We start from the raw sequence: 22,692 nt of genomic DNA on the forward strand, positions 1-22,692 counted from the left end.
TCAGACGGTCTTCGCGACCTGGGTGATGTCCTTGACGATCTGCGCGGGCGACTTGTTGCCGGCGACCAGCTCGGCGACGCTGTCGTTGATCTGCGAACCGAGCGCCGGCGCGTACGCCTGGTCGAGGTAGAGCTGGAAACCGGTGTAGCCGGCCAGGGTCTCCGCGAGGAGTTTCCCGTTGGCGTCGGGGATGGCGGACGCGGCCTCCTTCACCGTCGGTAGCACCGCCCCGGTCTGCGCGGACTTGCGCTGGTTGTCCGCGCTGAGCAGGAACTTCAGGAAGTCGGCGGTGGCCGCCGGGGCGTCCTTGCCGATGGCGAAGCCGTTGCCACCGCCGAACACCTCCGTCATGGCGCCCTTTCCGCCGTCCACGGCGGGGAAGGGGAAGAAGCCGACCTTGTCGCCGAGGCCCTTCTTGCTCGTGGAACTGGACGCCTGCACCGCCGGCGCCCACTGCCCCATCAGCTCCATGGCCGCCCCGCCGTTGCCCATGGCGGCGGCCTGCCCGTCGGGGGTGCCGTACGCCGCGCCGAGGAACCCCTTCTGGAACGGCTGGAGGTCGACGAGTTCCTTCAGCCGGTCGCCGGCGGCGACGAAGTCGGAGGAGTCGAAGTTCTTGTCGTCGACGGCCTTCTGCAACGCACCCACCCCACCGATGCGCATCACGAGGTAGGACCAGTAGTAGTGGGCCGGCCACTTGTCCTTGCCGGCCAGGGCGATCGGGGTGATGCCGGCGGCCTTGAGCTTGCCGACCGCGTCGAGCAGGCCCGCCCAGGTGGTCGGCGCGGCGGTGACGCCGGCCCGGGTGAAGAGGTCCTTGTTGTACCAGAAACCGACCATGCCGATGTCGAACGGAACGCCGTAGATCTTGCCGTCGATCGTGTAGGGCTCCATGGCGGCGGGCAGCAGGCCCCCGATCCACGGCTTCACGTCGTCGGTGATGTCCTTGACCAGCCCCGCGTCCACCTGCTGCTTGAGCACGCCACCACCCCAGGACTGGAAGAGGTCGGGTGGGTCACCGGCCTGGGTGGCGGTGGTGAGTTTGGCTTTGAACGCCTCGTTCTCCAGGGGCTGGATGTCGAGGGTGACGTTCGAGTGTGCGGCCTTGTACTCGGTGGCCAGCGCCGCCCAGACCGGGAGCATCGGCTCGGTGTTCTGGATGTGCCACCAGTCGATGGTCTGCGGGGCGTTCGGGTCGCTGGAGTCGTCGTCGCCGCAGGCGCTCAGCAGGTAGGCGCCGGCACCGGCACCGGCGAGGCCGAGCAGCGTTCGGCGGGAAAGGTGCGTAGTCATGATCATCCCTTCAAGGGCTCACGGGCTCGCTCGGATACCGCCCAAGCCGGCGATGAAGATCTATGGATCTCCGAAACTTTCGATGCTTAGCCGGTAATGTCCATCGATGGCCGGCACGCTACGAGCTGTCGTCCCAGCGGTCAAGACCTCTGTCCTATTGCGATAAGACCGGCTAGCGTAGGCAGAGCTTGCAGTGATCCGGGACCACAATTTCCGGAAGTTCCAGACAGCCCGTCCAGAGGAGCTCTCGTGTCGACCGACATCGCTAACGTGGCGACCGCTACCCGGTCGATCCGCAATCCCGTCCTCGCCGGGTTCCACCCGGACCCGTCGATCCTGCGCGTCGGCGACGACTACTATCTGGCCACCTCGACCTTCGAGTGGTATCCGGGCGTCCTCGTGCACCACTCGCGCGACCTGGTGAACTGGCGCAGCCTCGGTGGGATCATCACCGACCGACGCCTGCTCGACCTGCGGGGATGCGGCGACTCCAACGGGGTGTGGGCGCCCGACCTGACGTACCACGACGGTCAGTTCCACCTCGTCTACAGCGACGTGGCGAGCTTCGCCAGCGGTTACTGGGATCCGCAGAACTTCGTGGTCACCGCCGAGGACATCACCGGTCCCTGGTCCGACCCGGTGAAACTGCACGGGCGCGGGTTCGACGCGTCGCTGTTCCACGACGACGACGGCACCACGTGGCTGCTGGGCATGAGCGCGGACTGGCGACCCGGCCGCGACCGTTTCGGCGGCATCGAGATCCAGCAGTACGACCGCGCCGCCCGTCGTCTGGTCGGCAGCCCCCGCATCCTGTTCACCGGCTCACCGGCCGGGGTCACCGAGGGCCCGCACCTGTACCGCCACGACGGCTGGTACTGGCTGATCACCGCCGAGGGCGGCACCAGTTGGGAGCACCAGGTCACCGTGGCGCGCTCCCGGGAGCTGTTCGGGCCGTACGAGGTGGCCCCGAACGGGCCGTTGCTCACCTCCTTCGGGCGGCCCGACCTGCGGTTGCAGAAGGCGGGGCACGGCAGCCTGGTCCGTACGCAGAACGGCGAGTGGTACCTGGCCCACCTGGTCGCCCGCCCGTACTCGCCGCTGGGCAACTGCGTGCTGGGGCGGGAGACCGCGATCCAGCGGGTCGAGTGGCCCTCGGGCGGTTGGCCCCGGGTCGGCGCGGGGGTGCCCGCGGACGAGGTCGTCGCACCCGACCTGCCCGCCCACCCGTGGCCGGCGGAACCCGAGACGGACCACTTCGACGCCCCCGAGCTGGGCCGGTGCTGGTCGACGCTGCGTCGCCCGGCCACCCCGGACTGGGTCGACCTGCGCACCCGCCCGTCGTACCTGCGCGTGCACGGTGGGCAGTCGCCGGTCGGTCGACAGACACCCAGCCTGGTGGGGCGACGGGTCGGCGCGATGGAGTGCTCCCTGGAGACGGTGGTGGAGTTCGCACCTGCCGACCACCGTCAGCTCGCCGGGATCACCGCCTACTACAACACCCTGAACTGGCACCATCTCTACCTGACCCGCACGGACGACGGGCGGACGGTGCTGGAGCTGCTCAGCTCGGACAACGGGCGGCGCACCGCGTACCCCGACCTGACCGTCGACGCCTGCGGCGTCACCCGGGTCGGCCTGCGGGCCGTCTTCGACGGGCCGGCGGTGCGCTTCGACTACGACCTCGGGGCTGGTTGGCAGCGGCTGCCCGCCGAGCTGGACGCGACGATCCTGTCCGACGAGCACGCCGCGATGATCATCGACGGCGAGCCGGCGGCGTGGGGCTTCACCGGGGCCTTCCTCGGCCTGTGGGTGCAGGACCTGGGCAGCGACGGCGTGTACGCGGACTTCGACCTGGCCACCTACCGGGAGCAGTGACCACGCGGGCGGCTCCGGAGAGCGCCGCCCGCGTTCCACCCGTCCTACTCGACCTGGGCGGCGACCACGCGCAGCTGGCCCAGGGTGGTGCGGAGACCGTGCCCGGACGCGGCCGGGTCCTCGGCGACCAGGCCGCTGACGGCCATGGTCTGCGAGCGGGTGGTGGCGACGGCCTCCGCACCGGACCCGTTCAGGTCGAACACACCGAAGTCGCCGCTGAGGGTCCGGAACGTCGGGCCCGCCGGGTCCTGGGCGAGGTAGAGCACCACGACCTGGCCCGCCTCGAGCGTCGACATGTGCGCCATGTCCGGCACCCCGGCGGGCAGCGCGGCGAGCGTGATCCTCGACCCGGCCCGCACCGTCGATCCGGACGCCGCGCGCAGCACCTCGTCGACCCGGAACCCGGCGGCCTCGACCTCGCCGCGTACCACCAGATCCGCGGTCTCGCTGAGCTGCCGAACGGTGCCGTACCCGCGCAGCTTGCCCTTGATCGGCGGGGCCGCGACGACGGTCGGCGCGGCGGCGCTGCTCGGCGCGGCAGCGCTGCTCGGCGCGGCAGCGCTGCTCGGCGCGGCGGCGCTGCTCGGTACGGCGCTGCTCGGTGCGGGTGCGGCGGCCGGCCCGGCACCGCCGCCACTGCCGCAGGCGGACAACGCGGCCACGGCGAGCACGGCGGCGGCCGTGACCCCCAGAGGCCGGGTACGGCGAAGGTCGACTGCCATGGAACGCTCCTCGCGTCTCGGTGCCGTCCCGGGTCGTCTTGCCCGGGACGCGGCACTGCTTACGCTCTTTATCTGTGCGTCTCCGGCACCGAGTTCCATCCTTTTTCCAAGCGGAGCCGCTTCGCGCTCAGCGGCTCAGCGGCCCAGCGGCCCAGCGGCCCAGCGGCCCAGCGGCCCAGCGGCTCAGCGGCGCTCGTCGGCGAGCTGACGAAGCTCGGTAAGCGTGGTGACGAAGGCGCGACCCGCACCGGTGGCGTCCTCGGTGCGCAGGCCGGTGACCGACGTCGCCGGTGACCGACTGGTGGCCGTCTCCCCGGCGAGGTCGAAGATGCCGACGTCGCCGCCGAGCGGGCGGTAGACGCCCGCACCCGGGTCGGCGAGGCCCAGGTAGAGGACGGTCGGCTGGCCGGCGCTCCCGGCTGCCTCCGCCACCGTGATCTCGGTGGCGATGGGGGCCTCCGGGGCGCGGTAGAGCACCTCGGCGACCCGGTAGACCATCCGTCCGTCCGCCACCGACGCCACCTCACCCCGGACCACCAGGTCGGCCGAGTCGGTGAGGTGACGCACCGTGCCGTACCCACGATTCTTGGCTGCCGGGCCCGGCGGCGCCGGCCGGGCGGCCCGGCCGCTCGCGTCGGGTGACGGGAGCGCCGCCGGGGGGTCGTCGCCGGGCCGGACCGCGATCCCGCCCGCCGCCACGACCAGGACCATCGCGGCCGCCGCGAGCGCGGGCCGCAGCGGCAGGAGAGCCCTTCCCCGGGTACGCGGCTGCTGAGCGATCGCCGCCAGTAGGCGGCTCCGGTGCAGCTCGTGCCGGCCCGCCGGCAGGTCGTGATCACCTGGGTGGGGGGCGATCTCCGCCCACTCGGCCGGGTCCGGCGCGCTCACTTGCTGCCCTCCCGTACCAGCGAGGCGTCCACGACCGGCGGGCGTGCGGCGCGCGGCGGGGCGTCGACGAGGGTACGGAGCCGGGCGCGGGCGCGCGAGAGCCGGGACCGCACCGTGCCGACCGGAACACCGAGCGCCTCCGCCGCGGACTCGTAGTCGAGACCCTCCCACAGGCACAGGGTCAGCACCTCGCGCTCGGGCCGGCGCAGGCGGGCCAGGGCGTCGATCGCGGCGGCGATGCGGCGGCTGTCGTCGAGCCGGCCGGCGACCTCGTCGGCGTGGTCGGGCAGGGTGAGATCGGAGGCGAGCAGCGCTGCGGCCACCCTGCGGTAGCGGCGGTTGCTGCGGGTGTGGTTGCGGGCCTCGTTTGTGGCGATACCGAGCAGCCAGGGTCGCAGCGACCCGCCCTCCTCGGTGACCCGTTCCCGGGAACGCCAGGCTTGCAGGTAGGTGGCGGCCATGACGTCCTCCGCCGTGGCCCAGTCGGCGGTGAGCCGGAACGCGTGGTTGTACACCGAGCGGGCGTACGTGTCGAACAGCTCGGCGAACGCGCCGGGATCACCGGCTCGCACCCGGGCACGCAGACTCGACTCCATGACCATCTTCTGTCCGTCGGACGGCGCTGGTTCCGACGGACCGGCCCGTTGATCAGTTACGGCCCGACGATAGCCACCGGTGGGTACGCGGCGCCAACGACGGGGTGAACAGGTGCCGTCACGCCGCGCTGACGTCGATTGACGGCGAATCGACGTACTGGTATCTGTTAATACAGTTTCCTGATGCTCGCGGTGCCCGCCGGGGCCGAACGCCGCGCCGGGCCACCGACCGGTTGGCGGCACGCCGCCCCGTCCCCGAGGAACACCATGGTTCACAAGAGAACAGCCGCCTACGTCGTGGGCACCCTGCTGGTCGGCGTCGCCGCCGTCGGCTACGGCCTGCCGTCGGCGAGCGCCGCGACCGCCGGCCCGATCACCGGCCTCGGCGGCAAGTGCATCGACGTGGCCGGCGCCAACTCGGCCAACGGCACCGCCGTGCAGCTCTACGACTGCAACGGCAGCGCGGCCCAGACGTGGACCGTCGGCAACACCGACAACTCGATCCGCGCCCTCGGCAAGTGCCTCGACGTCACCGCCGCGTCGACAGCCAACGGCGCCAAGATCCAGCTGTACGACTGCAACGGCACCGGTGCCCAGAAGTGGACCGCCAGCAACGGCGCGCTCGTCAACTCCGGCTCCGGCAAGTGCCTCGACGTCACCGACCGGAGCACCGCGAACGGCGCCCGGTTGCAGATCTGGACCTGCGGCGGCACCAGCAACCAGCAGTGGACCCTGCCCGGCGGCGGCACCACCACCCCTCCGACCACCACCCCGGCCGGCACCAACCTCGACGACCCGACGAAGAAGAACGTCGCCATGCAACTCGTCTCGGCCGCGGAGAACTCCTCGCTCGACTGGCGCGCGCAGTTCTCCTACATCGAGGACATCGGCGACGGGCGCGGCTACACCGCCGGCATCATCGGCTTCTGCTCCGGCACCGGCGACATGCTCGAACTGGTCCAGGCGTACACGAACACCAAGCCCAACAACGCCCTGGCCGGCTACCTGCCGGCGCTGCGCGCCGTCAACGGCACCCCGTCGCACTCGGGTCTCGACCCGAACTTCCCCCGCGACTGGCGGACCGCCGCCACCGACTCCGTCTTCCAGGCCGCCCAGGAGGCCGAACGGGACCGGGTCTACTTCAACCCGTCGGTCCGCGACGGCAAGAACGACCAGGTCCGGGCACTCGGTCAGTTCGCCTACTACGACGCGGCCGTCATGCACGGGTACGAGGGCATGCGCCAGATCCGCAACCGCGCCCTGGCCCGCGCCAAGCCCCCGGCCCAGGGCGGCGACGAGCGGACCTGGCTCAACGCCTTCCTCGACGAACGGGTCATCGAGATGAAGAAGGAGGCGGCCCACTCGGACACCTCCCGCGTCGACACCGCCCAGCGGGTGTTCCTCAACAACGGCAACTTCAACCTGAACACCCCGTTGGTGTTCGCCGTCTACGGCGACCAGTTCCGCATCGGCTAGGTCGGTGGTGGTGGCGGGGTCACCGGCACGGGTTCGCCCTTCGCCGATGACCCCGCCACCCAGTGCGTTTCCCGGCCGCCAGTGCGTTTCCCGCCCGCCAGGCGTTTCCCGGCCGCCAGGCGTGGCCCTGCCCGCTCCTGGCGGGCATGCTCCGGCAGTTGGCCCGTCGCGCTTCCTGCCCCCGGCTGTCGCCCGGCCGGAGCGCTAGACCCAGTCTTTCGGTGCCTCGACGAGTTTGCAGCGGAGTGCGTCCCGGATCAGCGATGCGTCCTCGCCGAACGGGCTGCTGAGATCCCAGTACTCGTGGCTGAGCGCGTCATCCGGTTCGAGGCGGCCGATCAGGTCGGCCACCTCGTCGATCTCGAAGTAGGTGGCGGCCGCGGCGAACGCGGCGATCTGCTCGGCGGTGCAGACGTCGAGCGGCCAGGCGGCACCGTTGGCCATCGCGCCGTTGTGGAACCACATCAGGTAGGACAGATGCACCACACCGACCGGCCCCTCCGGCGCCGCCCACGGTTCCACGTCGAGGGCCCGATCGACGATCGCCTCGACCCGATCGCGATCAAGGTATTCGCCGGCGGACCAGCGCCGGTCCAGGGAGTGCACCCAGCGGTGATCGACGCCGGGGGTGCTCAGGATCTCCAGACCGCGGGTGCGGGGCAGGACATTCGTTCCGGACTCGACGAGGTGAAGGTTTCGGCCGCGAACACGCCGCTCGACCTGACAGTGGCCGGACCCACTGACCCACACCAGCACGCCGTCGTGCTCGAAGACCGGCCTGGTCGCCGGATCGACAGCCCAGTAGGCCGCTTCGAGATCGGCGGGATCGATGATGCGCTGCCGTTCGCGCGCCAGGTACAGCCGCAGTCTGATCACGACACAGTGTGCAGGTCTGGTCCGACGCGACGTTCCCGAACCCCTCCGCGAGCCCCGGTCTCCAAGCAATCGATCATGGTGACTGAAGCTGTCGTACACCTGTTCTAGTCTCGGGTCGTGGTCGAGGAGTTGGCGCAGGCAGACGAGGCGGTCGCCGCCTGCGTCGACGCCGCCGCCTGGGCCCTTGCGGAGCGCGACCTGATCACCGCGCTCGACGCAGCGCACCGCCTTCAGCAACGCCTCGCCGCCGTCACCCTCGCCCTGGTCCGCGAGCTGGACAGCCGCGGCACGGCGCGCGACCAGGGCGCCACCTGCACTGCGGTCTGGCTGCGCGAACGTCTGCGGCTGACCGTCCCCGCCGCACGCCGCCTGGTCGACCTCGCCACCGCCGTGGAGACCGGCCACCCCGGCATCCGACAAGCCCTTGCCGATGGCACCATCACCCTGGAGCAGGCCCGGGTCATCGCCGACACCATGGACGCCGTCGACAGGTCGGCCGACGCCGAGACCGCCGACAGGGCGGTCGGTGTCCTGGTCGGCTGGGCTGGGCAGTTCGACCCCACCCACCTGCGCAAGCTCGGCACCCGCATCCTCGACCACGTCGCCCCCGACCTGGCCGACGCCGCCGCCCGCGCCGCCCTGGAGGCCGAAGCCGCCCGCGCCGCCCGCGACCGGCACCTCACCCTCTCCGAGCAGACCGACGGACGCCTCCGACTCAGCGGCACCCTCGACGCCGAAGCCGCCGGCCTGCTGCGGGCCGCCATCGACCCGCTGACCGCCCCGTCCGGGCCGGACGACTCCCGGTCCCCCGGTCAACGACGCCACGACGCCCTCGCCGACGTGTGCCGACTCGCCCTGCGGGCCGGTGAGCTGCCCGACAGCGGTGGCGACGCCGCCCAGATCGTCGTCACCACCAGCTTCGACGGGCTGACCCAGCAGTTGTCCACCGGTGTGCTCGACGTCGGCCTCGCCCTCACCCCGGGCACGGTGCGCCGCCTCGCCTGCGACGCCACCATCCTGCCCGCCGTCCTCGGCGGCACCGGCCAGGTCCTCGACGCGGGCCGACAACGCCGGCTCATCACCGGCCCGCTCCGCCGCGCCCTGGTGCTGCGCGACCGGGGCTGCGCCTTCCCTGGCTGCGATCGTCCACCCCGCTGGTGCGCGGCCCACCACATCCACCACTGGGCCGACGGCGGCCCGACAAACCTCGACAACGCAGTCCTGCTCTGCGGCCACCACCACCGACACGTCCACAGAGCGACTGGGTCGTCCGGCTCGGCAACGACGGGCACGCCGAGTTCATCCCACCCGCCTGGCTCGACCCCGAGCAACTCCCCCGCCGCAACCACTACCACCGACGAACATAGGAAAGACCCACCGACGACGATCGGCCCAGGTCCGCCAGCACGCCAGGCGTAGGCCGAGGCAGCCGTACGGCGCACAGCCGATGCGTCCGCGCCCCAAGGTGCACGCGAGCGGCCAGGCCCGGGCAAACGCGGGCCGGGGTCAACAGGGGCCGCTCACAGCCGCCGAAGATCAACCACCATGGACAAGCCGTGGCCGCAGCCCCGCGCGGCGGCTTGACCTCAAGCTCGGGTGAGGTCCTAACCTGCCGTATCGGAGGTAACGAATGAGCATGGAAGTTACCGCGTGGATGTCTCTGCACCACGCGATGAACGCGCAGGACGAGCGACCGCTGTCCCGCGCGACCCTGAAGCGGATCGCGCGGTTCGCCCGGCCACACCGCGCGCTGATCATCAGATTCCTGTTGTTGAGTGTGGTGACGGCGGTTCTCACGGTCGCGGCGCCCGTTCTCGCCGGTCGGGTGGTCGATGCGATCGTCGACGGCGCCGACAGCGGTGTGGTGATCCGGTTGGCGGTGTTGATCGCCGTGATCGCGCTCGCCGAGGCGGGGCTGGGTCTGGTGACGCGGTTCCTCTCCGCGAGCATCGGGGAGGGGTTGATCGTCCAACTGCGGACGGCCGTCTTCGACCACGTTCAGCGCATGCCTGTGGCGTTCTTCACCCGTACCCGCACCGGTGCGCTGGTCAGCCGGCTGAACAACGACGTCATCGGCGCGCAGCGGGCCTTCAGCGACACCCTGTCGAGTGTGGTCGGCAACGCCGTCACGCTGGCGCTGACGTTGGCCGTGATGCTCACCTTCTCCTGGCAGATCACGCTGCTGGCGCTCGTCCTGCTGCCCATCTTCGTCCTGCCGGCCCGGCGGATGGGCTCGCGGCTCGCCCAGTTGCAGCGGGAGGCGGCCGAGCACAACGCGGCCATGAGCACCCGGATGACCGAACGGTTCTCCGCGCCCGGCGCGACGCTTGTCAAGCTGTACGGGCGGCCGGCCGAGGAGTCCGCCGAGTTCGCGGCGCGGGCACGTCGGGTGCGGGACATCGGCATCCGCGCCGCGATGCTCCAGTGGGTCTTCATCACGGCGCTCACCGTGGTCGGCTCGCTGGCGTTGGCCCTGGTCTACGGGCTGGGTGGCCTCTACGCCCTGCGGGGCAGCCTGGACGCCGGGACGGTGGTGGCCCTCGCGCTGCTCCTCTCGCGGCTCTACGCACCGTTGACCTCGCTGGCCAGTGCTCGGGTCGAGGTGATGAGCGCGCTGGTGAGCTTCGAGCGGGTTTTCGAGGTTCTCGACCTCAAGCCGCTGATCCTCGACAGGGCCGACGCCCGGCCCCTGCCGGAAGGGCCGGTAGCTGTCGAGTTCGACGGGGTCCGGTTCGGCTACCCGTCAGCGGACAAGGTCTCACTCGCGTCCCTCGAGGACGTGGCGAAGCTCGACACCCGCGGCGGCGAGGAGGTGCTGCACGGGGTGTCGTTCCGCGCCGAAGCGGGGCAGATGGTCGCGCTCGTCGGGTCCTCCGGGGCGGGCAAGTCGACGATCGCGCAGCTCGTGCCGAGGCTGTACGACGTCGAGGACGGCGCGGTGAGGCTCGCCGACGTCGACGTCCGCGAGCTGTCCGCCGAGTCGATCCGGACGGCGTTGGGCGTGGTGACCCAGGACGGGCACCTCTTCCACGAGAGCATCCGGGCCAATCTGGCGTTCGCCCGGCCGGATGCGACCGAGGACGAGATGTGGGAGGTGCTCCGGCGGGCGCGACTCGACGACCTGATCCGTTCACTCCCCGACGGGTTGGACACCGTCGTGGGTGAGCGCGGATACCGCCTGTCCGGCGGCGAACGGCAACGGCTCACCATCGCGCGACTGCTGCTGGCCCGTCCGCGCGTGGTCATCCTCGACGAAGCCACCGCGCATCTCGACTCCACCTCGGAGGCGGCGGTGCAGGACGCCCTCGCCGAGGCCCTGACCGGCCGGACGAGCGTGGTCATCGCGCACCGGCTCTCCACCATCCGGGCAGCCGACCAGATCCTCGTCGTGGAAGACGGTCGGATCATCGAGCGCGGGCGTCACGGTGACCTGCTCGCGGCCGGCGGTCGCTATAACGAGCTGTACCGCACCCAGTTCGCCCAGGAGCAGCCGACGGACCACGACCAGCCAACGGACCAGGTCCAACCGACGGACCCGGAGAAGCCGACGATCCAGGAGCAACGCGTCGCCATCTGACGGTCCTCGCCCACCTCGGACGAACGCGGTGGTCGGCCCGTCCGGAGGGACGGTACGACCACCGCGTCACCGGGGTACGTGCGGACGCGGCACCGCCGCCCGTCCCGGGAAGCACCCCGGGTGGGCGGCGATGGCCGGTCAGTCGTCGTCGTCGTTGTCGTCCTTGTCGTCGGCGTCGTCGTCCTTGTCGTCGGCGTCGTCGTCGTGGTCGACCGGCTCCTGCTCGGCCTTGACCACCGAACCGTTGTCCCGGTCGACGTCCACCTCGTGCTCGGTCTCGCCGGCGACGATCTCAATGCTCCAGACCGGCCGGCCGTTCTCCTGCTCGGCTTCGACCTCGACGATCTGACCGCCACCAGCCTTGGCGAGCGCGATCTCACCGGCGCGCTTCTCGTCGACCGCGCTGCCCGCCGGCGCGCTGCCGGTAGACGGCGTACCGGACGACGGCGTACCGGACGGCGTGCCGGCCGACGGCGTACCCGATGGGGTGCCGGCCGACGGCGGACCGGTGGTCTCCGGTGCGACGGTGGCGGTCGGCGGCGCGAGGGTTGCCGCGGCGAGTGCGGTGCCGCCGGTGCGCGAGTCGTTCGCGGCGTTGACGCCGATCGCGACCCCGGCAACCGCCAGCACCGCCGACCCGCCGACCGATGCCAGAAGCAGATTGGTGCGCTTCATCGTGGTGTCCACCTTTCCTCGGTTGTCGACTCCGAGGATCGGTCAGATCGGGATAGCACCGCGCTGTCCGAACGCTAAGGCCGGGTTAAGCCGGCGATCCTGCACCGCCCTCTGCGGGGCTGCGTGTCGGCGCGAAGCCCTCAGAGCGCCATCCGCATGAAGACGTCGGCACGGGCGTACGGCGGCAGCGGGATCTGGTCCGGACCGACGTGCGTGAAGCCGGCAGTTTCGTAGAGGTGCACGGCGTTCGGAAGCTTGGTGCTGCTGCCCAGGAACAGGGTGGCCGCGCCGAGCTGGCGGGCCCGCGCGATCGCCGCCTCTATGAGCTGGCGGCCGAGGCCATTGCCGCGCGCGGCCGGAGTCACCGCCATCTTCGACAGTTCGTAGATGTCCTCCGAGCTGCGGACCAGGGCGACACAACCGACGATCTCCCGGCCGTCGCGGACGATCAGCACGTCACCGCCCGGGTCGACGATGGCCGCGAACGGGTCGTCGAGCGTCTTGCGGTCGGACTCCTCGATGGTGAAGAAGTGTGAGATCCATTCTTCGTTAAGCGTCCGGAAGGCGTCGGCCTCCGCAGCGGTCGTCATGGACGTGACGGTCAGCGTGCTCGGGTTCATGGTGGGATTGTCCACCGGCTTCGGGCAGCAGGTCACGCGACTTCGGGCAGCAGGTCGCGCCCTGACCCGCTCGGCCCGCGACCAGCCGCACCGGCACGCCTAGCCGCGCCGGTTGAGTTCCGCTTCCAACCGTTGGACGAGCGTCTTGCGGTCCTTGCTGGCGCGCTCGTTGCGCAGCGCGGTCTTGAGCTGTCGGTTGTCGAGGCCACGGACCAGTTTGGCCGCCTCCGCGACCGACATCTCCGACATCCGTCCGGCGGTGGTGGCATCCCGACGTGCTCGTTTGGCCGGGCCGGTGTTTGCCACGTACTGCTTGCCCGTTCGAGAGGCTTCGCGCTTCTTCGTGTCGGTCGCCTGCTTCTGGCTCTCCGACATCTCGTCCCAGGCCTTCTTGGGCAGGTAGCGACTCGTCGTGCCGTCCTTGCGGGCACGGGTGTCGCCCTCCTTGGTCTGCCACTTCTCGTTGCCCCAGCGCTGGAGCGACTTCTGCCGTTCGTCCTTTTGGCCCAGGAATCCGCCGCCGCGCCGCTTGTACTCCTGAGTGACAAGCTGTGACTTTCGCGCCGACCACTGCCCCGGCTTGCCGCCCTTGTCGGAGGCCTGGATCTCTTCCTTGATCTGCTCTCTGAGCTCGGGTTTCGTATACCGTGCCATGACTGGCAGCTACCCGGCACCGCAGCGGCTATGCCTCCCCCGGCGGCGTCGGCGGCCCGAGCCGGAGCAGCACCCGGGCGCCGCCGTGCGGGCCGGCCCGCACCTCCAGTCGGCCGCCGGCGGCCTGGGCGGCACGCCTGGCGATGTCCAGGCCGAGGCCGGTGGACCCGGCCGCGCTGGCGCCCCGCCGGATCGCCCCGGCGGGCATGCCCGGGCCCTCGTCGGCGACGGTGAGCACCACCTCGCCCGCCTCGCGGGCGAGCCGCACGGCGAACGGCGTGCCGTCCGGGGTGTGCGCGAAGACGTTGCCGAGCAGGGCGTCCACCGCCGCGGTCAGGTGGTCGGCGGCCACCCCGACCGGGAGGGGGCCAGGTGTCAGGTCGAGGGTGACGGCCCGGCCGGTGTCCTCGGCCAGCACCGACCAGAACGCGACCCGGTCGGCGACGACCGTCGCCGCGTCCGAGGAGGCCGGCTGCGCCGCCGGTGCGTGCCGCCACCGGGCCTGCCGGATCAGGCCGGTGACCGCGCGTTCGAGACCGTCGGTCGCGGCGGTGATCCGGGCGGCGTCGTCCGGGTCACGCAACGACTCCGCCTCCAGCCGCAACGCCGTCAGCGGCGTACGCAGCTGGTGCGACAGGTCGGCGACCTGTTCGCGCTCCTGCACCAGGAGCACCTGGATCCGGCTGGCGAGGTGGTTGAGCGCGCCGGCCACCTCGCGCAGTTCGGGTGGGCCGGCCGGCGTGACCCGGGCGTCCAGTTCCGCGTTGGCCAGCCGGTGGGAGACGGCCGACAGGTCGCTGATCGGCCGGACCAGGGTGCGCGCCAGCCGGTCGGCGACCAGCAACCCGATCAGCACCAGGATCACGCCGAGCAGGGCCAGCACCAGCCAGGCCCGGGTGACCCCGGCGGTCAGCTCGTGCTGGGGCACCGCGATCCGGATGACCCCGGTGCCGTCCGCCCGCCCCTGCACGGCGATGACGACCTCCCGGCCGGCCGCCGACTCGCCGGTGAGGCTCTGTCCGCGCGCGGCGAGGGCCACCGCGGGCGTACGCGGTGTCTGGGCGCCCAGCACCGTGCCGTCGGGCAGGAAGACACTCACCTGTCGACCGGACTCGGCGGCGAGTTGCTCGACGGTGAGCCGGATGGTCGCCGCGTCGGCGGTGCCGACCACCGGCACCAGGCTCTGCGCGTCGGCGGTGGCGCGAACGGTGGCCCGGTCCTCGGCGACGGTGCGCACCAGCAACGCCAACGGCACCAGGAACGCGATGAGGGTCAGGACGCTCACCGCGGCGACGAGCAGCGCGAGACGGGCCCTCACAGCTGCGCCGCCGGGGCTTCGAGACGCACCCCGACGCCCCGCACGGTGTGCAGGTAGCGAGGCTGCTGGGCGTTCTCCCCCAGCTTGCGGCGCAACCAGGACAGGTGCACGTCGACGGTCTTGTCGGCGCCGCCGTACGGGATCTGCCACACCTCCGTGAGCAGCTCGCGTTTGGTGACCACCTGGCCGGGTCGGCCGGCGAGGTGGTGCAGCAGGTCGAACTCGCGGGGTGTCAGCTCCACCATGGTCCCGTCGAGGGTGACCTGCCGGGCCCGGGGGTCGACGCGGAGCCCACCGACGACGAGCGTCGGGTCCTGCCCTTCGGCACCGGAGGGGCCACGTCGCAACACCGCCCGGGCGCGGGCGTCGAGCTGCGCCGCGGTGAACGGCTTGACCACGTAGTCGTCAGCGCCCGCGTCGAGCACCCGCACGATCTCGGCCTCGTCGTCGCGCGCGGTGGCCACGATGACCGGCACCGTGCTGACGGCGCGCAGCATCCGCAGCAACTCGCGACCGTCCAGGTCGGGCAGGCCCAGGTCGAGCACGACGAGGTCGGGTCGGTCCTCGAGCGCGTCACGGAGCCCGGCCATCGCGGTCGAGGCCGCGGCCACCGCGTGGCCGCGTTCCCGCAGAGCCCGGATCAGCGGGGTACGGATGGTCAGGTCGTCCTCGATCAGCAACAGGCGGGCCACAGCTGGCAGGCTAACCGCTGCCACCGGCGGCGAGGCGCACGTTAACCATGCCTTAGCGTCGGGTTGTGCCAACGACAAGGGCGGACCGTGGATAGTCGGGGAATGGCCCGTCGTTCGATCCTCGTCGCCACCGGGTGGGTGGCCACCGCCGCCATCGCCACCCTGATCGGCGTGGGCGCGATCCGGTTGGTGGGCGAGAGCCTCACCGGCACCCCGGGCGGGGTGCGCAGCGAGGCCGAGATCGAGCGGGCGCTGGCCGCACCCGAGCCGACGCCCACGGCAAGCACCGCGCCGGGTACCGCCCCGGCCACACCGGGAACGACGAGCGCCGCGCCGGAAACGACGAGCGCCGGGCCGAGCGGCAGCGCCGGGCCTCGCCGGGGGTTCGCCACCGACGGCGGTACGGCCGTCGCCGAGTGCGGCCCCGGCGGCGTACGCCTCGTCTCCTGGGCGCCCGCGCAGGGTTACCGGGTCCGCGACGTGGACCGGGGCCCGGACGACGACGTCGAGGTCACCTTCCAGGGGCCGACCCGGGAGTACGAGTTGAAGGTGCGCTGCATCGGCTCGGAGCCGGTGTCAGTCGCCGACGACTGACAGGGCTCCGATGACGGTCACGCTCGCGCACGCCGGTCATGTCTTTCTCAACTTCGCCAACCAGACGTACCAGTGGGTGCACGTCAACCGTTTCGAGTTGCCGGAGAAGAACGTGCCCGACGACGTCCTCGTCGCCGCGCTGATCGGCCACGAGTGGTTCGGCGACAACTACGCCACCGGGCCCGAGCCCGGCGGTGATCCGGAACGACATGGCCCGTACTGGCGTGACCGGATCACGCCGGACTGCTACGACCGGATCGACGCCGAGACCGCTGAGCAGTGCCTGCGGTCCTGGGCCGGGCAGTTCGCTGCCGTACCCGCGCACCTGCGACCCGAACTGCAGCGCGAGGTGTATCAGCCCTTACCTGTCGCCGACCGCGTGTACCGGCTGCGCGACCTCGGTTCGGCGGCCTTTCATGACTGGGGCGGCGTACACAACGAGTTCCACGAGTTCCTGCTCATCGACCGGGTGAACCGCACCCTGACCCAGATCGTGGCCGCCGACGACTGACCTCGTCGTCCGACCAAGTGCCAGCGGGGCACGATCTCCCGCTGCGCGCCCGACGGCTCGGCCTTTTGACGTGGGCCCGCAGCTCCGAGAGCGAGTGGGTGCCCGCGCGCTGCTCTCCGTGGGGGACAAGATCCGGGACTTGCGCGAGGCGGTCAACGGCGTCGGCGGAGCCCTAGCGGATCAGGAACGGGTGATCACTCAGCATTACGAGCCACCGAGCAAGCACCGGGCCACCGGCGGCTGCAGGCAGTGCCAGGACGGCCGGTGCGAGATGTTGACGTGGGCACGGGACACGCTCCGGGAGCACCGCAGGTGATCGAGCGTGAGTTGCCCCGGTCGGTGTGGGTGCCGATGTTGGCCCGGCAGACCATCGCGGAGCACCAGGCAGGCGGCGTGTGTCGGCGCTGCCGACCAGAGGGATGCACGGAACTCCAGTGGGCGCACGACAGGTTGAAGGCGTACCGGGTGGCCGGAAACAAGCCGCAGGTTTACTAGAAATCCCTCATTTGCAGATCCGCCAAGCCCGCGCGTCGACGCCTAGGCGCGCTCCCGGCACTATCTCAGCCGCGCGGTGTACCGCGCCGGTGATGGCCAGCCGCCGGGCGCCGGCTGAGCAGCCCGCCGCTTCACCGACCCAGTGGCTGCTCGCGGTCGGCGTTGCGGCCGAGAGCGACCATGCGCAGGGTCTCCTCACGACGCCGGACGAGCAGCACCCCGGCCAGGAAGGTCACCGGCGCGACAAGCAGCAGCATCGCCCACTGTGCCGGCACCAGGGGGATGGCGTGCCCCATGTTCATCGTCGAGGTGACCCAACCGGCGAGGGCGCTGTCGATCACCAAGGCGAGGGCCGCCACGGGCAGAAGCATGACGACGATCCGTCGACGTACCTCCGCAGGGAGCGTGGCCACCGCGATCACCAAGGCCGACGTGGCAGCCGCCAGGCCCGCGACGTAGAGCCAGAGGACCAGCTCACTGCCCGCCTCGATGCCGTAGAAGATCTGGTAGGACACACCCCCAACGGCGGAGAAGTCGAACGTGGGGCTGGTGACCCGATTCGTCACCAGGAGCGCGACCACCGCGGTTGGCGCGAGCACCAGGACCAACAGTCGGCGTACGCCCAGCAGCGCGATCGCCCGGCGACGCGGCGCCGGCACGGTGAGCGCGGCGGCAGTCACCACGGCGAGGGCGAGCTGCGGCAGCATGTCCACCACGTACGTCGGGTTGTCAGCGGCCTGGGGGGCGACGAACACGCTCCAGCCGAGCACGCCGGCCCAGGCCAGACCGGCGGCGACCCAACGCCACCCGATCAGTGCCGCAGCGCAGACGCCCGCCCAGCCCGCGACGCGCAGCCAGTCGACGAGATCGGGGCCGCTCGGCGCGAACCCGGGTGGCAGGCTCGGGTGGATGAGCTGGTTGAGCAGTCCTTTCGCGGCGAACGCCAGCAGCACGACTGCGACCAGCAGGCCGGCCACCGTCGCGGCGTCGGCCCAGCTCGGCTGGGTGAACCCCCGTGCGCCCACCCGCAGCCGCGCCCGCAACCCGCCGCCGACCAGATCCCGTACGTCGGCCGCGGCAGGCCGTCGCTGGCCCGGCCGCGCGTCGGCGATGAGCACGGCAAGCATCTCGTCCTCGTACACCCGACGGTGTTCCCACGGGTAGACGGCCAGCAGCCGTCGGTAGCCACGCTCCAGATCGTCGTCGCTCACGCCACGCCTCCGTCGGTCAGCAGGCCGCTGCGGCGCAGTCGCACGCGGGCGGCGTCGGCGTTGTGCCGCAGGCGGGCCGCCTCTTCGGTGAGCCGCTGCGCACCCATGGCGGTGAGGCGGTAGTAGCGGCGCAGTCGCGACTGCACCACCTCCTCGCGCTCGACCTCGATGAGACCGTCGGCACGGAGCCGGTCGAGGACCGCGTAGAGGGTGCCGGCACGCAGACGCACCCGACCGTCGGAGATGCGCAGCACGTCCTCGATGACGGCGTACCCATGCATGGGCGCCTCCGCCAACGCGGTGAGCACCAGGAACGTCGGTTCCCGCAGTGGAGCCTCAGCCATACCGAGGAGCATATACCGTTAGGCGGTATATGCAAGACCGCGAACGGACGTGGCCGGCACGGACATCCGCGCCGGCCACGTCATCGGTGGTGGTTCAGCTCGCGTAGGCCTCCAACTCCCAGAGCGAGTGGCCGTAGCCGGTGCCCCGTGCGGTGCCGTAGATCCGCAGGTAGCGGCCACTGGCACCGAGCCCGGCATGTTCGTCGACGCCACCGTCGGCCCCGGTCACCGTCTTCACGGTGGTCCAGGTGGTGCCGTCGTTCGAGGTCTGGATCTGGTACGCGCTGCTGTACGCGGCCTCCCAGCTCAGCTTGACCCGGCCGATCGCGGTGGCGCTGCCGAGATCCACCCGGATCCACTGAGGGTCGGAGAACGTGCTCGACCAGCGGGTGCTGAGGCTGCCGTCGACGGCCTGGGCGCCGGAGACGTCGGCCCCCTCGTTGCTCGACGTCGACGTGGGCTTGTTCAGCAGCAGGTTGCCTCCGGTCGGGCCGCCGGTGCCGCCGTACACCTCGAATTCGAACAGCGAGTAGCCCCAGGCGGTCCCCCGGGTGGTGCCGAGGAGCCGGATGTACCGGCCGGACCCGCTGAGCCCGGTCAGGTCGTCCACCCCGCCGTCGCCGCCGGTCACCGTACGGATGGTGGTGAAGTTGATCCCGTCCGGTGAGGTCTGGATCTGGTAGCCGCTGCCGTACGCCGCCTCCCAGGTCAGCTTGACCCGGTTGATGGCGTACGAGGCGCCGAGGTCCACGTCGATCCACTGTGGGTCCCCGAAGGCGCTGCCCCACCGGGTGCCTGCCAGACCGTCGAACGCGTTGGCCGCGGTGAACGCGCCCTCGAAGCTGGATGCCCGCGCCGGCTTGCCCTTGGCCAGGTTGGTGCCCGTCCCGGGATCCGGGTCCGGGTCGGGGCCGGGACCGCCGGGGCTGGTGGAGAGGGTGAACTCGTCGATGTCGAAGTACGGGCCGGTGCCCTTGAAGACCAGGAACAGCGTTCGGGTGCCGGTCGGGGCGGTGACCCCGCCGGTGACCGTGGCGAAGGTGGCGTACCCGCCGGTGGAGGTGACGGTGGCCGACCCGACCAGTGGGCCGGTGGGCGAGTCGACCCGCAACTCGAGCGTGCCGCCGCCACCGGCCGGTGCGCCGACCCGGGCGCTGAACGACTGGACGCCGGTCAGGTTGTACGGGCGGAACGAGATCCAGTCGTTGTTGTCGATGTAGCCGACGGCCGCGCCGCCGTTGCCCGCCGCCCCGGCGACGATCTGGACGCCGGACGAGTCACCGAAGTGCTCGGCCTGGCGTACCCGTGGTTGCAGGACGGCCTGGGTGTGCGTGGTCAGCGCCGGCTGGCCACCCCCGCCCAGGTCGGTGTACTCGGCGTCGATGATGCCGAAGATGTTCGCCGCCGAGTCGTGCTCGCCGTCCTTCGAGGTCTGGATGACCCCGGTGCAGCCCTGCACGCTACCGAGCTGGTGGCCGTGCGAGTCGTGGCCGAGGACGTAGTTGACCTTCACCCGGGCGCAGTTGATCGCACCGTCCTGGGCGTCGGTGACGGTGACGGAGAACGGCACCGCGTCCCCGAAGGTGAAGGTCTGCCCGTTCATCGGGGTGTTGACGGTGACCACCGGGGCGCTGTTGCCGACTGTGACGACCACGCTCGCGGTGGCTGTCTTGCCGGTGGTGTCCCGGACCGTCAGCGTCGGGCTGCGGGTCCCGTTCGTGGTGTAGGTGAAGCTGGGGTTCGCGGCGGTCGAGTCGGTGGTGCCGTTGTTGTCGAAGTCCCAGGCGTAGGTGAACGGGTCGCCGTCCGGGTCGAGGGTGCCGGCCGAGGAGAACGCCACGGTCAGCGGCGCGGTGCCGCTGGTCGGGGTGGCCGACACCTTCGCGATGGGCGCTCTGCCCTCACGGGCGTACTCGATGCGGTAGAGCGCCGAGTTGGCGTCGCCGTTGAACCAGCCGGTGCCGTAGTCGAGCACGTAGAGGGCGCCGTCCGGGCCGAACTCCATGTCCATGACCTGCGTGCCGGTCCACGGGAACGGGTTGATCTTCAGCGGTTGGCCGGACGAGTCGAGCTTGATGTTCTTGATCCAGCGGCGACCGAACTCACCGGCGAAGTAGGTCCCGTCGTAGTACTCGGGGAACGCCACGGGCGAGGTGTTGTTGCGGTCGTACCGGTAGACCGGCCCGCCCATCGGCGACAGGCCACCGCCGGTGAACTCCGGCGGCGAGCCGGAGCCGCCGTACGGCAACCAGGCCGGGACGGCCGGCGGTAGCTGGGTGATGCCGGTGTTGTTCGGCGAGTTGTTCACCGGCCCGCCGGCACAGTTGAACTTCGCCCCGGACGGCCCGGACGGGAACGTGTAGTCGTTGTAGGCGTCGTTGCGGGCGGTGCAGTACGGCCAGCCGTAGAAGCCGGGCCTGTCGATCCGGGCGAACTCGACGTTGCCCGCCGGACCCCGGTTGGGGTCGGCGGTGCCCGCGTCGGGGCCGTAGTCACCGAGGTAGACGATGCCGGTGGCCTTGTCCACGCTCATCCGGAACGGGTTGCGGAAGCCCATCGCGTAGACCTCCGGGCGGGTCCGCGCGGTGCCCGGGGCGAACATGTTGCCGGCCGGGATGGTGTAGCCGCCGGCCGCGCTCGGCTTGATCCGCAGCACCTTGCCGCGCAGGTCGTTGCTGTTCGCCGAGGTGCGTTGCGCGTCGAACGCCGGGTTACGGCCCGCCCGCTCGTCGATCGGGGTGAAGCCGGCCGAGTCGAACGGGTTCGTGTCGTCACCCGTGGACAGGTAGAGGTTGCCGGCCGCGTCGAAGTCCATGTCACCGCCGACGTGACAGCACATGCCCCGGCTGGTCGGCACGTTCAGGATCAGCGTCTCGCTGGCCAGGTTGATGGTGTTGTCCGCGTTCACGGTGAACCGGGCCAGCCGGTTGACGCCCTCCCAGACGGCGAATTGGGCCGGAGTGCCCTCGGCGGGCGCCCCACCGCCGGGGGTGCTCAGCGGTGGGGCGAAGTAGGCGTACACCCAGCGGTTGGTGGCGAAGTTCGGGTCGGCCTTGATGCCCTGCAGGCCCTCCTCGTCACCGGTGTAGACCGGCAGGGTGGCGGCGATCTTGGTGTTGCCGGCGGCGTCGGTGTGCCGGATCACGCCGTTGCGGGAGGTGTGCAGCACGCCCCGGTCGGGCAGGACGGTGAGGCTCATCGGCTCGCCGGTCTCGGCCGCGCCCTTGGCCAGCTCCACCTGCTGGAAGCTGCTGGTGACGGTCGGGCCACAGTCGGCGGTCGCCTCGCCGGCGGCGGTCCGGATGCCACCGAGAAGGTGCTGCCGGAAGTTCGCCTCGGAGTACGACGCGTCGGTGTGCCCCAGGCCGGTGTACCAGGCTCGACCGCCGGAGTAGTTCTGACACCAGGAGATCGGGTGGTCGGCACCCATGCTCCCGCCGGTGTAGGTGGTCTCGTCCAGGGTGGCCAGCACGTGCACGTTGCCCCGGGGGTTGGTGCGGTAGTTGTACAGCTCGTCGAACCGGCTCCAGCGCTGCGGCAGCGTCGCGGTGGACGGGTGCACCTGGTCGGCGACCTTCACGGTGACGGTCTGCTCGGCCGGGTGCGAGGCGAAGTACGCCCCGACCAGCCCCCCGTACCAGGGCCAGTCGTACTCGGTGTCGGAGGCGGAGTGCACGCCCACGTACCCGCCGCCGGCGGTGATGTAGCGCTCGAACGCGGCCTGCTGGGCGGCGTTGAGCACGTCACCGGTGGTGGAGAGCCAGATCACCGCGGCGAACCGGTCCAGGTTGGCGTCGGTGAACTGGGCGGCGTCCTCGGTGGCCTCGACGGTGAACCCGTTGGCCGCGCCGAGCTGCTGGATCGCTGCGATGCCGGGGGTGATGGAGCCGTGCCGGAAGCCGGCGGTCTTGCTGAAGACCAGCACGCTGAACGGTGCGGCGCTGGCCGTGGGTGGCGCGGCGACGATGCCGCCCGCCACGAGGATCGTGCTCAGTGCGACGCCGAGCCACGATCTCAGGGATCTGCGCACGGTGGGGGTCCTTTCGCGGTGCGGGGGGCGGCGTGCGCCGATCACGCCTGGCGGTGGAACGGGAAATGTAAATGCATCGTTGCGCTTGGGCAACCGGCGCGTCAAGCACTCTCCCACCATCCGTGAGAGCGTTATCTCCGCTGGTCAGCGCCGACCGTGCGGAGTGAGATCGAATAACGGTTTTCCGGCCGCGAACCGTGCGGGCGAGGCAGCATCCCGGCCGCCCGGCGGCGGACGGATGGCCG

General features: G+C 71.2%; 19 protein-coding genes and 1 pseudogene. 7 read left to right on the top strand and 13 right to left on the bottom strand.

Annotation, left to right across the window (positions count from 1 at the left end; translation table 11 throughout):
• Positions 1–1,293, bottom strand: coding sequence for an extracellular solute-binding protein (locus tag AB0C15_RS10775; RefSeq protein ID WP_357350922.1), 1,293 nt, complete (start codon positions 1,291–1,293; stop codon positions 1–3).
• A 249-nt stretch (positions 1,294–1,542) separates the two neighbouring features.
• Here AB0C15_RS10775 and AB0C15_RS10780 point away from each other — a divergent pair, with 249 nt between their 5' ends.
• Positions 1,543–3,168: a glycoside hydrolase family 43 protein gene (locus AB0C15_RS10780; RefSeq protein WP_357350924.1), complete on the top strand. Its 1,626-nt coding sequence runs from the start codon at positions 1,543–1,545 to the stop codon at positions 3,166–3,168.
• Positions 3,169–3,212: 44 nt separating this feature from the next.
• On the opposite strand, the gene AB0C15_RS10785 is transcribed toward AB0C15_RS10780, so the two are convergent.
• The 3 genes from AB0C15_RS10785 to AB0C15_RS10795 all read right to left on the bottom strand — a co-directional run bounded on the left by AB0C15_RS10785 (position 3,213) and on the right by AB0C15_RS10795 (position 5,374).
• Positions 3,213–3,890: a hypothetical protein gene (locus AB0C15_RS10785; protein WP_357350926.1), complete on the bottom strand. Its 678-nt coding sequence runs from the start codon at positions 3,888–3,890 to the stop codon at positions 3,213–3,215.
• Positions 3,891–4,073: 183 nt separating this feature from the next.
• Positions 4,074–4,778 (bottom strand): hypothetical protein, encoded by a 705-nt coding sequence (locus tag AB0C15_RS10790; protein ID WP_357350928.1) that lies wholly within the window; start codon positions 4,776–4,778, stop codon positions 4,074–4,076.
• Complete coding sequence (locus AB0C15_RS10795; RefSeq protein WP_357350930.1) at positions 4,775–5,374, bottom strand: sigma-70 family RNA polymerase sigma factor; 600 nt, start codon at positions 5,372–5,374, stop codon at positions 4,775–4,777. Before AB0C15_RS10795 ends, AB0C15_RS10790 begins: the two co-directional genes overlap by 4 nt.
• Positions 5,375–5,557: 183 nt before the next feature.
• On the opposite strand from AB0C15_RS10795, the gene AB0C15_RS10800 reads away from it, so the two are divergent.
• A complete protein-coding gene (locus AB0C15_RS10800) occupies positions 5,558–6,850 on the top strand; it encodes a chitosanase (RefSeq protein ID WP_357350931.1) in 1,293 nt (430 codons plus the stop codon).
• A gap of 204 nt (positions 6,851–7,054) precedes the next feature.
• Here AB0C15_RS10800 and AB0C15_RS10805 read toward each other — a convergent pair whose 3' ends face one another.
• Entirely contained in the window at positions 7,055–7,726 is a 672-nt protein-coding gene (locus tag AB0C15_RS10805; protein ID WP_357350933.1) for a hypothetical protein, read from the bottom strand.
• 117 nt (positions 7,727–7,843) lie between these two features.
• On the opposite strand from AB0C15_RS10805, the pseudogene AB0C15_RS10810 reads away from it, so the two are divergent.
• Positions 7,844–9,093 (top strand): annotated as a pseudogene (locus AB0C15_RS10810) (DUF222 domain-containing protein).
• Between the two features lie 287 nt (positions 9,094–9,380).
• Complete coding sequence (locus tag AB0C15_RS10815; RefSeq protein WP_357351149.1) at positions 9,381–11,303, top strand: ABC transporter ATP-binding protein; 1,923 nt, start codon at positions 9,381–9,383, stop codon at positions 11,301–11,303.
• 138 nt (positions 11,304–11,441) lie between these two features.
• Here the strand turns inward: AB0C15_RS10815 and AB0C15_RS10820 are convergent, their stop codons facing one another.
• Both AB0C15_RS10820 and AB0C15_RS10825 read right to left on the bottom strand, forming a co-directional pair.
• Positions 11,442–11,978, bottom strand: a complete 537-nt coding sequence (locus AB0C15_RS10820; RefSeq protein ID WP_357350935.1) for a PepSY domain-containing protein — start codon at positions 11,976–11,978, stop codon at positions 11,442–11,444.
• A gap of 140 nt (positions 11,979–12,118) precedes the next feature.
• On the bottom strand, positions 12,119–12,568 hold the full coding sequence (locus AB0C15_RS10825) for a GNAT family N-acetyltransferase (RefSeq protein WP_357350937.1): 450 nt from the start codon (positions 12,566–12,568) through the stop codon (positions 12,119–12,121).
• Between AB0C15_RS10825 and AB0C15_RS10830 the strand changes: the two genes are divergently transcribed.
• Entirely contained in the window at positions 12,567–12,701 is a 135-nt protein-coding gene (locus AB0C15_RS10830) for a hypothetical protein (protein ID WP_357350939.1), read from the top strand. The genes AB0C15_RS10825 and AB0C15_RS10830 overlap by 2 nt on opposite strands.
• Here the strand turns inward: AB0C15_RS10830 and AB0C15_RS10835 are convergent.
• The 3 genes from AB0C15_RS10835 to AB0C15_RS10845 are packed head-to-tail and all read right to left on the bottom strand — an operon-like array spanning position 12,698 to position 15,262.
• Positions 12,698–13,252, bottom strand: a complete 555-nt coding sequence (locus AB0C15_RS10835) for a DUF5872 domain-containing protein (RefSeq protein ID WP_357350941.1) — start codon at positions 13,250–13,252, stop codon at positions 12,698–12,700. The genes AB0C15_RS10830 and AB0C15_RS10835 overlap by 4 nt on opposite strands.
• Before the next feature lie 28 nt (positions 13,253–13,280).
• Positions 13,281–14,570, bottom strand: coding sequence for a HAMP domain-containing sensor histidine kinase (locus AB0C15_RS10840; protein WP_357350943.1), 1,290 nt, complete (start codon positions 14,568–14,570; stop codon positions 13,281–13,283).
• Positions 14,567–15,262: a response regulator transcription factor gene (locus AB0C15_RS10845; RefSeq protein ID WP_357350945.1), complete on the bottom strand. Its 696-nt coding sequence runs from the start codon at positions 15,260–15,262 to the stop codon at positions 14,567–14,569. The genes AB0C15_RS10840 and AB0C15_RS10845 overlap by 4 nt, the downstream gene beginning before the upstream one ends.
• A 102-nt stretch (positions 15,263–15,364) precedes the next feature.
• On the opposite strand from AB0C15_RS10845, the gene AB0C15_RS10850 reads away from it, so the two are divergent.
• Both AB0C15_RS10850 and AB0C15_RS10855 read left to right on the top strand, forming a co-directional pair.
• On the top strand, positions 15,365–15,856 hold the full coding sequence (locus AB0C15_RS10850; RefSeq protein ID WP_357350947.1) for a septum formation initiator: 492 nt from the start codon (positions 15,365–15,367) through the stop codon (positions 15,854–15,856).
• Between the two features lie 10 nt (positions 15,857–15,866).
• Positions 15,867–16,367 (top strand): hypothetical protein, encoded by a 501-nt coding sequence (locus tag AB0C15_RS10855; protein WP_357350949.1) that lies wholly within the window; start codon positions 15,867–15,869, stop codon positions 16,365–16,367.
• 626 nt (positions 16,368–16,993) lie between these two features.
• Here the strand turns inward: AB0C15_RS10855 and AB0C15_RS10860 are convergent.
• From AB0C15_RS10860 to AB0C15_RS10870, 3 genes are all read right to left on the bottom strand, one after another.
• Positions 16,994–18,073 carry a hypothetical protein gene (locus AB0C15_RS10860; protein WP_357350951.1) on the bottom strand — a complete coding sequence of 360 codons (1,080 nt, stop codon included), beginning with the start codon at positions 18,071–18,073 and terminating at the stop codon, positions 16,994–16,996.
• Positions 18,070–18,417, bottom strand: coding sequence for a PadR family transcriptional regulator (locus AB0C15_RS10865; RefSeq protein ID WP_357350952.1), 348 nt, complete (start codon positions 18,415–18,417; stop codon positions 18,070–18,072). The genes AB0C15_RS10860 and AB0C15_RS10865 overlap by 4 nt, the downstream gene beginning before the upstream one ends.
• A 94-nt stretch (positions 18,418–18,511) precedes the next feature.
• The gene (locus tag AB0C15_RS10870; protein WP_357350954.1) at positions 18,512–22,447 is read right to left on the bottom strand and encodes a ThuA domain-containing protein; all 3,936 of its coding nucleotides are present in this window, start codon (positions 22,445–22,447) and stop codon (positions 18,512–18,514) included.
• Between the last annotated feature and the right edge of the window lie 245 nt (positions 22,448–22,692).

Source organism: Micromonospora sp. NPDC048835, from assembly GCF_040649995.1.
GTDB lineage: Bacteria > Actinomycetota > Actinomycetes > Mycobacteriales > Micromonosporaceae > Micromonospora.

Coding starts and splice junctions, on each gene's coding strand:
- AB0C15_RS10850 (WP_357350947.1), top strand. CDS start 15,365: ATGGCCCGTCGTTCGATCCTCGTCGCCACCGGGTGGGTGGCCACCGCC.
- AB0C15_RS10800 (WP_357350931.1), top strand. CDS start 5,558: ATGCTCGCGGTGCCCGCCGGGGCCGAACGCCGCGCCGGGCCACCGACC.
- AB0C15_RS10820 (WP_357350935.1), bottom strand. CDS start 11,978: ATGAAGCGCACCAATCTGCTTCTGGCATCGGTCGGCGGGTCGGCGGTG.
- AB0C15_RS10825 (WP_357350937.1), bottom strand. CDS start 12,568: ATGACGACCGCTGCGGAGGCCGACGCCTTCCGGACGCTTAACGAAGAA.
- AB0C15_RS10835 (WP_357350941.1), bottom strand. CDS start 13,252: ATGGCACGGTATACGAAACCCGAGCTCAGAGAGCAGATCAAGGAAGAG.
- AB0C15_RS10830 (WP_357350939.1), top strand. CDS start 12,567: ATGGACGTGACGGTCAGCGTGCTCGGGTTCATGGTGGGATTGTCCACC.
- AB0C15_RS10795 (WP_357350930.1), bottom strand. CDS start 5,374: ATGGAGTCGAGTCTGCGTGCCCGGGTGCGAGCCGGTGATCCCGGCGCG.
- AB0C15_RS10855 (WP_357350949.1), top strand. CDS start 15,867: ATGACGGTCACGCTCGCGCACGCCGGTCATGTCTTTCTCAACTTCGCC.
- AB0C15_RS10865 (WP_357350952.1), bottom strand. CDS start 18,417: ATGGCTGAGGCTCCACTGCGGGAACCGACGTTCCTGGTGCTCACCGCG.
- AB0C15_RS10815 (WP_357351149.1), top strand. CDS start 9,381: ATGTCTCTGCACCACGCGATGAACGCGCAGGACGAGCGACCGCTGTCC.
- AB0C15_RS10775 (WP_357350922.1), bottom strand. CDS start 1,293: ATGACTACGCACCTTTCCCGCCGAACGCTGCTCGGCCTCGCCGGTGCC.
- AB0C15_RS10785 (WP_357350926.1), bottom strand. CDS start 3,890: ATGGCAGTCGACCTTCGCCGTACCCGGCCTCTGGGGGTCACGGCCGCC.